9 protein-coding genes are annotated in these 9,008 nt (G+C 45.2%); 7 read left to right on the top strand and 2 right to left on the bottom strand.

The window, feature by feature from the left end:
- Window positions 1–55 precede the first annotated feature (55 nt).
- The gene (locus tag H8705_RS04110; RefSeq protein ID WP_262394585.1) at window positions 56–346 is read right to left on the bottom strand and encodes a PTS sugar transporter subunit IIB; all 291 of its coding nucleotides are present in this window, start codon (window positions 344–346) and stop codon (window positions 56–58) included.
- A gap of 398 nt (window positions 347–744) precedes the next feature.
- On the opposite strand from H8705_RS04110, the gene H8705_RS04115 reads away from it, so the two are divergent.
- The 5 genes from H8705_RS04115 (at window position 745) to H8705_RS04135 (ending at window position 5,333) form a co-directional block, all read left to right on the top strand.
- Complete coding sequence (locus H8705_RS04115; protein ID WP_262394605.1) at window positions 745–1,203, top strand: PTS sugar transporter subunit IIA; 459 nt, start codon at window positions 745–747, stop codon at window positions 1,201–1,203.
- A 74-nt stretch (window positions 1,204–1,277) separates the two neighbouring features.
- The gene (locus H8705_RS04120; RefSeq protein ID WP_262394586.1) at window positions 1,278–2,336 is read left to right on the top strand and encodes an SIS domain-containing protein; all 1,059 of its coding nucleotides are present in this window, start codon (window positions 1,278–1,280) and stop codon (window positions 2,334–2,336) included.
- Window positions 2,337–2,363: 27 nt separating this feature from the next.
- Window positions 2,364–3,470, top strand: a complete 1,107-nt coding sequence (locus tag H8705_RS04125; protein ID WP_262394587.1) for an SIS domain-containing protein — start codon at window positions 2,364–2,366, stop codon at window positions 3,468–3,470.
- A 44-nt stretch (window positions 3,471–3,514) separates the two neighbouring features.
- Window positions 3,515–4,363: a transketolase gene (locus H8705_RS04130; protein WP_262394588.1), complete on the top strand. Its 849-nt coding sequence runs from the start codon at window positions 3,515–3,517 to the stop codon at window positions 4,361–4,363.
- Between the two features lie 4 nt (window positions 4,364–4,367).
- Window positions 4,368–5,333 (top strand): transketolase family protein, encoded by a 966-nt coding sequence (locus tag H8705_RS04135; RefSeq protein WP_262394589.1) that lies wholly within the window; start codon window positions 4,368–4,370, stop codon window positions 5,331–5,333.
- Between the two features lie 83 nt (window positions 5,334–5,416).
- Here H8705_RS04135 and H8705_RS04140 read toward each other — a convergent pair whose 3' ends face one another.
- A complete protein-coding gene (locus tag H8705_RS04140) occupies window positions 5,417–6,178 on the bottom strand; it encodes a DeoR/GlpR family DNA-binding transcription regulator (protein ID WP_262394590.1) in 762 nt (253 codons plus the stop codon).
- 370 nt (window positions 6,179–6,548) lie between these two features.
- Here H8705_RS04140 and ptsP point away from each other — a divergent pair, with 370 nt between their 5' ends.
- Both ptsP and H8705_RS04150 read left to right on the top strand, forming a co-directional pair.
- Window positions 6,549–8,255, top strand: a complete 1,707-nt coding sequence (ptsP, locus tag H8705_RS04145) for a phosphoenolpyruvate--protein phosphotransferase (RefSeq protein ID WP_262394591.1) — start codon at window positions 6,549–6,551, stop codon at window positions 8,253–8,255.
- A 22-nt stretch (window positions 8,256–8,277) separates the two neighbouring features.
- On the top strand, window positions 8,278–8,556 hold the full coding sequence (locus tag H8705_RS04150) for an HPr family phosphocarrier protein (protein WP_262394592.1): 279 nt from the start codon (window positions 8,278–8,280) through the stop codon (window positions 8,554–8,556).
- Window positions 8,557–9,008: the final 452 nt, after the last annotated feature.

The following is a 9,008-nucleotide window of genomic DNA, read 5'->3' on the forward strand; positions in this document are numbered from 1 at the left end:
TCATTGTTATTTGCCGTTGGTTATTCCACACCTACTCTCCAAAACAACCCCAGTATTATAACCAGCCGTTTTCCTTCAAAAGCGGCTCGAGTTTCGTACGGATTTCATCCTTGCTCACCAAGGATTTAAGATAGATTTTGTTGGGAAAATCCTTGAATTTGTCAAAATGAGGCTGGAAATTAATCCCTGCGATCAGGATATCCGCCTGCTTGGAGGAAGCCGACAGCATATCGCTGTGATCAATATGGGCTTTTACCCCCAAATCTTTTAAAACGGACTCCACTGTCATCTGGCAAATCAGGCTGCTTCCGCATCCATTCCCACACACCATTAGGATACTAAGCACTAGAACACACCATCCTTTCATTTATTACGATTAAAAGGTAATCAAAATAAATAATATGCAATATTTTGATAAAATATGCAAGTTTTAGTTCGCTAATTCAACAATAAACAGCGAGATATTGCACCAAAACTGTTGATTTCATTGTAATCATAATATAGATTTAATGATTTGTCAATAATTTATTGGCAAAAAATTAAAAAACAGAGCTAATTGCAACAAAAAATATGATAATTTGTAACATATGTCTAAGTTTTTCTTTTAATTTTTGCAAATTAGTAAAAATATTTCAAAAATTGCAGAGATTTACTGCAAGATATTGCAATTCGTCGCAAAATGAGTTATACTATCACTGTAGTTTCATGGGGACCAAATAAAATGGAGAAAAGAGCGTGACGCCTATGCTGTTAAAAGAGATTGTAGAAAAAAACAGATTTTCCTTTTATGACAGTGCCGAGGACTGGAGGGACGCTGTCGTAAAAAGCTGTGAACCTCTGGTAAGAACTGGATGCGCCACTCAGGAATATACCCAAAAGGTAATCGAGTGTGTGGAGGAACTGGGCCCTTATATAGTAATTATACCGGGTCTTGCCATTCCTCATTCCACAAAAGGTTCACCGGGCGTTTCTCAAAACGCCATCGCTTTTGCGAAATTTGAGCACCCCGTGTCTTTTGAGCCGGGAAATCCTGAAAAGGACGCCTCTTTGTTTTTTGCTCTTGCGGCGGTAGACGAGGATGAACACGTTAAAAATATGCGTCAGCTCTTTAAAATACTTTCCGACGAGGAACTTCTTGAAAAATTGATGCAGGTCAAATCTCCTCAGGAGCTTGTGACACTGGATGAACTTTATTTAAAGTAGTATGTCCCGCCCTTTGTGATCTTATTGATATTAAAAAAGTAGAATAAATCAGTAATTAAGTGGAGGAATGTAACATGATCGATACCAGCGCATCCATTTTTTGGAGAGAAATCTTCCAGCAGCCCACTGCAGTAAGAGATTGTCTGAAAGCCAACAGAGAGATATTTCAAGAGATTGCGGCGGAGGTAAAGCGGCGCGGGATTAAGACGGTAGTTTTTGTTGGGCGCGGTTCCAGCGACCATGCCAATCTGGTAGGTCGTTATCTGTTTGAGACACGCTGCGGCATGATCGGAAGTATTTGTGCTCCCAGCGTTGTTACTGCCTACAAAAGCGACATTGACTATTCCAATGTCCTTATGATCGCCGTCTCCCAGTCGGGAGGCGCACAGGACATCTATCAAGTGATGAAGCAGTGCGACGAGCAAGGCGGCCTGTGCGTGTCTGTTACCAATGTAGAAGGCTCCTTGATGACTCAGGCGGGGAAATACAAAATCAATAACCACTGCGGCCCGGAAATGAGCATTACCGCCGGCAAGTCGTATCTTACTCAGGTAACTATCGTCACAGCGCTGGCCGCTTACATATCCCAGGATCCGGAACTGCTGCAGGTGCTGGATGAACTGGAAGAAATTGTAGAAACCTCTTTGAAAGTGCTGGAACCTCAGGTAAGGGACGTAGTGCGTTTTTACCGCAATACCGAGCATATGATTCTCAGCGGACGCGGCCTGATGGATGCTTTGGCAAACGAGGTGGAACTAAAAATTCAGGAAACCAGTTATTTGGACGCCAGATGTTATGGTTCAGCCGACTACCGTCACGGACCCATTGCCACCGCTATGCGTTTTGTACCTTATATGTTCTTTATTGCGGATGAAAAAACTAATTATTGTGCCATTGACCTTCTCAAACGTTTGAAAGAGGAGACCCATATTTGGTGTACGGTAGTCTCTAATAAGCCGGAGATCGCTCAAATGGGAGATACCTCGGTTGTGCTGCCGGAAAATTGTGATGGTATCCGCGGGGTATTTGCAGGGGCGATAGTTGGTCAGATGTTCTCCTGCCTGTGTTCTTTAAGCCGTGGGTTCAACCCGGATTCTCCCAAGGGAGTCAGCAAAAAAACAGTAACTGTTTAGACGAATTCTCTGAAAGGATGGAATAGGATGGACACCAGAGAACTCTCCATGAAGAAATATATCTTTGAAACTCCGGATACCGTGCGGCGCAATCTTGCCGAAAGTCAACAGCTTACTCAGCCTATGGTAGATTTGTTTTTAAAAAGAGAGTACCGCTCTATCTGGCTGGTAGCCTGCGGCTCCAGTTGCAATGCCGCCCACTGCGCACGGTACTATATGCAGACACTTTTAGGCGTACCGGTAAAAGTGGTTACTCCTTTTACCTTTAATCATTATGAGCACGACGCCACCGACAAGGACTTTGTAGTTTGTATCTCCCAAAGCGGATGCAGCACCAATACCATAGAATCCCTGCGTCTGTGCAAACGGCTGGGCATCCAGGCCATCGGTCTTACCGGCAATCTTCACAGCGATTTTGAAAAAGAAGCGGATGTTGTAGTTGACTTTGGGCTGTACGGGGAAAAACTGGATTTTGTAACAAAAGGTGTCGTGACCCAGGCCGCTTTCTTAATGTTGTTTGCGCTGCATGCCGCGGCCCAAAAGGGGAGCGTCAGCCAGGAGACGGTAAAGCAGCAGAAAGAGGAAATGGGCAGGGCAGTAGAAAATTATGAATATATCATCAACCATTTCCAGGAATATTTTGAGAAAAATAAAAAGGCCCTCCTATCGATGGAAAAGGTATATCTCATCGGAGCGGGCGCAAACTATGGAACCGCTTTGGAAGGGGCGGTAAAAATTGGAGAAACTGTGCATATACTCGCAGTAGGGTACGAGGTGGACGAGGCGATTCATGGTCCGCAGATCCAGCTGACTCCCAATTATAATTTTGTGTTTATCGATCCAGGGGATGAAACCTCCGCCAGGATTGAGCAATCCTATCATGCGGCAAAAGCTATCACCGATCGGGTATTTATTTTGACAGACAATCCCAATATCCAGGGGGATGAGGTCATGAGGGTACCTGTTCGTATTGAAGAGATGATTTCTCCTTTGTATACTCTCGCGTTTGTACAAATGATGGCATACACGGTTTCAGAAACCAATTCCACCTGGAAACAGCACCCGCTTATGAAGGAATATAAAGCGATCCTGTATGGAAAATCGGATAATTATCAGGCGTATGATTGCACCTGATAGCTATACACACGGATGAGCAGAATAATATTAGGAGGTAAAGTATGACAAACACGGAACAAAAGGCACTGAAAAAGTTTTCAGCGCAGCTTAGAATCGATCAGCTGGAGATGTTTAAACAACGGGGGATGGGGCATATCGGGGGTTGTCTGTCCGTAACAGAATTGATCTCCGTACTATATGGAAAACAGATGAAGTTTGATCCTAAAAATCCCAGTTGGGAAGGCAGAGACTATTTGGTAATGTCCAAAGCTCATGCTGCGCCTACCGTATGCGCGGCGCTGGCGGAAAAAGGCTTTTTTGATAAAAAGCTTTTACTTACGATGGATGACATTGGAACCCATATCCCTTCTCACGTGGATCGGCTGTTGACCCCTGGTGTGGACATGACCGGCGGCTCTTTGGGACAGGGCTGTTCTGTAGCGGCAGGGATCGCCTTTGGGCTTCGTCACATGGGCCGTGACGACCAGTACGTCTATGTATGTATTGGCGACGGTGAGCTTAATGAAGGCCAGAACTGGGAAGCCTTCCAGTTTTTAGCCCACTACAAACTGAATAATTGTATCGTATTTATTGATAACAACAAACGCCAGCACGACGGCTATTGTACGGAAGTGTTAAATCCATTCAGCTATGAGGATAAGATGAGAGCTTTCGGCTTCTGGACTATCACAGTGGACGGCGGAGATGAAGAAGCGATTGACGACGCGATTAATTTAGCCAAAAAAGTGAAAGATCAGGCGGTATGTATTGTCCTTGATACGATCAAAGGCCAGGGTGTGAAATACTATGAGGATATGCCTGACAATCACGCGCCTAAAGTCTTTGAAGAAGGAAAAGCGGTAATTGACGCGGCTATCGCCGAGCTGAAGAAGATTACGGAGGGGGAATAAGATTATGATGTTAAAGGAAAGAAGCAAAGAATTAGGCGGGGAATTAAGGGACGCCTATGGCGCGGCGCTGAGCGATCTTCTTAAAACCAATAAGAAAATTATGATCTTAGATGCTGATTTGGGAGGAGCTTCCTTCTTTATCCGCTTTAAGAAAACCCATCCGGAGCATTTTATCGACGTGGGTATTTGTGAGGCCAATATGTTCGGAGTAGCAGCGGGCCTGTCTTTGGCAGGATATACCCCCTTTGTACACACTATGGCGGCTTTCGTTACCCGCCGGGCGCTGGATCAGCTCTATCTCTCGTGTGCTTATTCCAAAAATACCGTTAATATTTACGCTTCTGACCCAGGCTTCTGCTCTGGTTTTGACGGCGGATCCCACAGCGCTTTTGAGGATTTGGCCATTATGCGGGCAATTCCTAACGCTATTGTATGCGATCCCTGCGATCAGGTACAGTTGGACTGGATGGTACGTACGGTTGCCGGAATCAACGATGGAGCGGTGCATTACATCCGCGCTTACCGTAAGGGAGTGCGCCAGGTATACGAAACCGGTTCCCAATTCCAGTTGGGCAAAGGCCAGGTGTTGATGGAGGGAACAGACGTACTGCTGGTAGCCAGCGGATATTTGATGAGCGACGCTCTGGACGCCGCAGAATCCCTGCGGGAAAAAGGCGTATCTGTAGAAGTAATCGACCCGGTTACCATTAAGCCTTTTGATGAAGAAATTATCGCTGAGCATGCCAAGGGCAAAAAACTGGTTTGTACTTTTGAAAACCACAGCGTAATTAATGGAATAGGCTCTGCCGTAGCGGATGTCCTGGCGAAAAACGGAATTGGCGTACCTCTGCTGAAGGTTGGTATCCAGGATACATTTGGCCAGGTTGGCATTATTGATCTGTTGAAAAAAGAGTTTAAACTGACAGCACAAGATCTTGAAAATAACATCTTGCAAGCGCTTGAAAAATAAACTCCCCACAAGACAAAGAGGCTTAGCGCATGCCGCCAAGCCTCTTTGTTCTTATAATATTGATATGAGTCGGATCGTTTGGGTTACTCATCGGCGAAGATCAGATTGGAAGGAAGACTGGCGTGATTGCTCGCCTTGCGGTTACTGATAATTACATCAAACGCAGAGAGGGGGCTAAACCGGCAATAGGAAGTAATTCCCAGCTTGCTGGCGTCCGCCAGAAGATAATTGTGGCTGGAGTACTTCATAGCGACTTCCTTGACCGGAATCGTATCAATATCGTCGTTATAAGCCATTTGATGGACCAGTTCAATTCCGGAACAGCCAAAAAAAGCATGGTCAAAATGAAATTGGGAAACCATCTTTTCCGCATATACCCCTACGGTACTTACATGGAAATGGCTGTAATGGCCGCCGATTAAAAAGATATCCACATCCATATTTTGCAGCCGCTGCGGTACCAACAGGTTATGAGTGATAATCTTAATTTTCTTATTCTGGATAAAATCGATCATGGGGGCGATGGTAGTACCGCCGTCCAGGAAGATACAATCCCCGTCCTGCACATAAGAAGCGGCTTTTCGGGCGATCTCAATTTTATCCTCGATATTTTCTTTGGACTTCTCGCTGGTTACCAGCGGAAGAGAAGAGACGATTCCCGGCGCAGTCGCTCTGGTTGCGCCGCTGCGCACTTTAATAGCAAGCCCCTTTTCATCCAATTTTTCAAAATCCCGGCGTACGGTAGCCACCGATACGTTTAACTCATCCGACATTTCTTTCAGGGTGACAGTTTCTTTTTCTTTCAACCGGTTTAAAATATAAATCGCTCTTTCTGACGCTATCATAGACTACTCCTTGGAAATATGCAATATTTTTGCAAAGATAGAAGCAAAGCTTGCATCTATTTTGTAAATTTGATATTTTCTACATTTACTATAATACAATATGATGTCAGCAAAAAGCAACACTTTATATGATTTTTTCTTTTATTATTTAAAAAAAATGCGGTTTTTCAGGAAAATACGCACTATTTCACAAAAATACTCCGAAATATCCTCAGCGGACCTCAAATATTAATTTGCTTGCAGAAAATTCCCATGGTATAATCATGGTAACAAATAATTGCATTTAATTTCAAAAAGCTGCATCTTTGTATAGGCAATTCTGCCTTGACGGTGGAGCTCCTACTTGAGTGAGAGAGGACGGTTATGCGTTATGATCTATCAAGGCAACGGCGTGTCTAAAGGGATCGCCATCGGTGAAATTTATCTTTATGAGGCTTTTATTCCGCATGTGGAAGAAGCTTATTATGACGGCGGGGAACCCCAGTGCCATTTGGAACGTTATGATCGGCTGTGCGCCGCGGCGGACAAAGAGCTTAAAGAGATTTGTGAGCGGCTGACAGCTTCTGATCCGGAAAAAGCGGATATCTTTACCGCGCACCGGGATATCCTTTTTGATGAGGATATCACGGAGGAGCTCAGGGACGGGATACTTTATGACCATATGACTCCGGAATGGGCGATTGAAACTATTTTTTCCAAATATATGCGTAGACTGCAAAAGGCCAAAGACCAGATGATCCGGGAGAGAGCGGCGGATGTAAACGATGTGAAAAACCGGTTGCTGCGCATTGCCTGCGGCCTGACGGAGCAGAATATCTCCTCCCTGGAAAAACCGGTAATTATTGCGGCCCATGATCTGCTTCCTTCGGATACCGCTACCATGGATCGAAAAAATGTCCTGGGGATTCTCACCGAGGTGGGCGGAGAAACTTCCCATTCAGCGATTATTGCTAAAAGCTATGGAATCCCAGCAATTTTAGGCATTGCCGGGCTTATGGAAAAGGTAAAAAAGGGAGAAAGGGTAATCCTGGACGCCGTGGATGGAAAGTTGATTACTTATCCTGATGCGGCTCAGGAAACAGAGTACCTGGCAAAGAAGGAAAGCTACGCAGTTTATCAAAATCAGGTAAAAGAATACCTGGATAAAGAACCGTTGACCGCCGATGGTGAGAGGATCAGCATCGGACTGAATATTGGGTCGGTATCTCCTCAGGAGTTGGAAGGGGCCCGCTATACGGACTTTGCTGGGCTGTTTAGAAGTGAATTTCTTTATATGGAAAGCGATCACTTGCCTACAGAAGAGGAGCAGATGGTCCAATATAAAAAGGCATTGTTGGAATACGCTCCCCGCCCAGTGGTACTGCGGACCTTGGATATTGGAGGGGACAAAACGCTCAGTTACCTGACTCTTCCCAAAGAGGAAAATCCGTTTCTGGGTAAGAGAGCTTTGCGGTTGTGCTTTGACCAGCCGCAGGTATTCCGCACCCAGCTGCGGGCGGCTTTGCGGGCTTCTGTATATGGGAATTTGTGGATTATGCTTCCCATGGTTGGGAGTCTGGAGGATATACACAAAGCCATATTTGAGGAAGTAAAAGAAGAACTGGACCGGGAAAACATCCCCTATGCTCCCCAGGTGAAATTAGGAATTATGATTGAAATTCCCGCAGTAGCGATGATTGCCGATTTGGTGGCAAAAGAGATAGATTTCGCTTCTATTGGGACCAATGATCTTTGCCAGTACCTGACAGCCACCGACCGGATGAATCCAGCGGTTACAGAGTATTATCAAAGTTATCATCCTTCTATGTTCCGGCTGATAGGATATGCCGCCCGCCAGTTTGAGCAGGCAGGTAAACCGTTAAGCGTATGCGGGGAATTGGGCGGCGATCCTTTGGCGGCGCCGGTTCTCGTAGGATTGGGGATAAGAAAACTGTCAATGAATATAGGAAGCGTCCCGATCGTAAAAAGGGCGTTGTCCAGGCTTACTCTTCCCCAGATGGAAGCGATTGCCCAACAAGTACAAAACATATCCGCGGGAGAGACTGCGGCCTATTTAAAAGAATCTTTCGCTGATTAATAAAAGAGGAGTGAAGTTTCATATGTATTCCAGAAAAACTACAGTCATCAATCGTACAGGTCTCCATGCAAGGCCCGCCAGCCAGTTTATTGACGCGGCCAAGAAATTCACCAGCAGGATCCATATCCGTAACCTGAGCTTGGAGGAAGAGGATAACCTGGCTAACGCCAAATCGATTATTTCCGTCCTTACCTTAGCGATGGTACAGGGAAGTGAAATTGAAATCATTGCCGAAGGCGATGATGAAAAAGAAGCGGTAGATAGTTTAATCGCGCTGGTGGACAGTGGATTTGGAGAATAAATTTTCTATAAAAGGCAGCAACCAAAATCGGTTGCTGCCTTTTATAGAAATGTTCGGCAAAGCAGACGAACTTATGAATATGTCATAGGAAAAATAAAAAATGGAACAATCTTATTTTTTCAACAGCGGTTAAGGTCTCCTGAAATAATCATGCAGTTAAGAAAAGAGGAAGTTTTAACCCTGGAAAGGAAGATTACAGAAATGGATTTGAGTAGGATAGAGGCAGAACAAAAGATCACCGAACAGGAATTAGAATTAATCGCAGCGGGAGGGATAGCATGAGTAAATACGAAGAGCTGCAATTAAGGTATAGGGAAGGATTTATTACCGACCCGCAGCTGGACGGAACCGGGGCGGAAGAAACAAGCAAATACGCCGCCCAAAACTATGTAGCTTTAAAGGTGATCACCCAGGCGCAGGCGGATGCTATCCGGCAGGGGGCAAGAGATCCG

Origin of the sequence: Youxingia wuxianensis, from assembly GCF_014385085.1 — a bacterium.
GTDB classification, from domain to species: domain Bacteria; phylum Bacillota; class Clostridia; order Oscillospirales; family Ruminococcaceae; genus Youxingia; species Youxingia wuxianensis.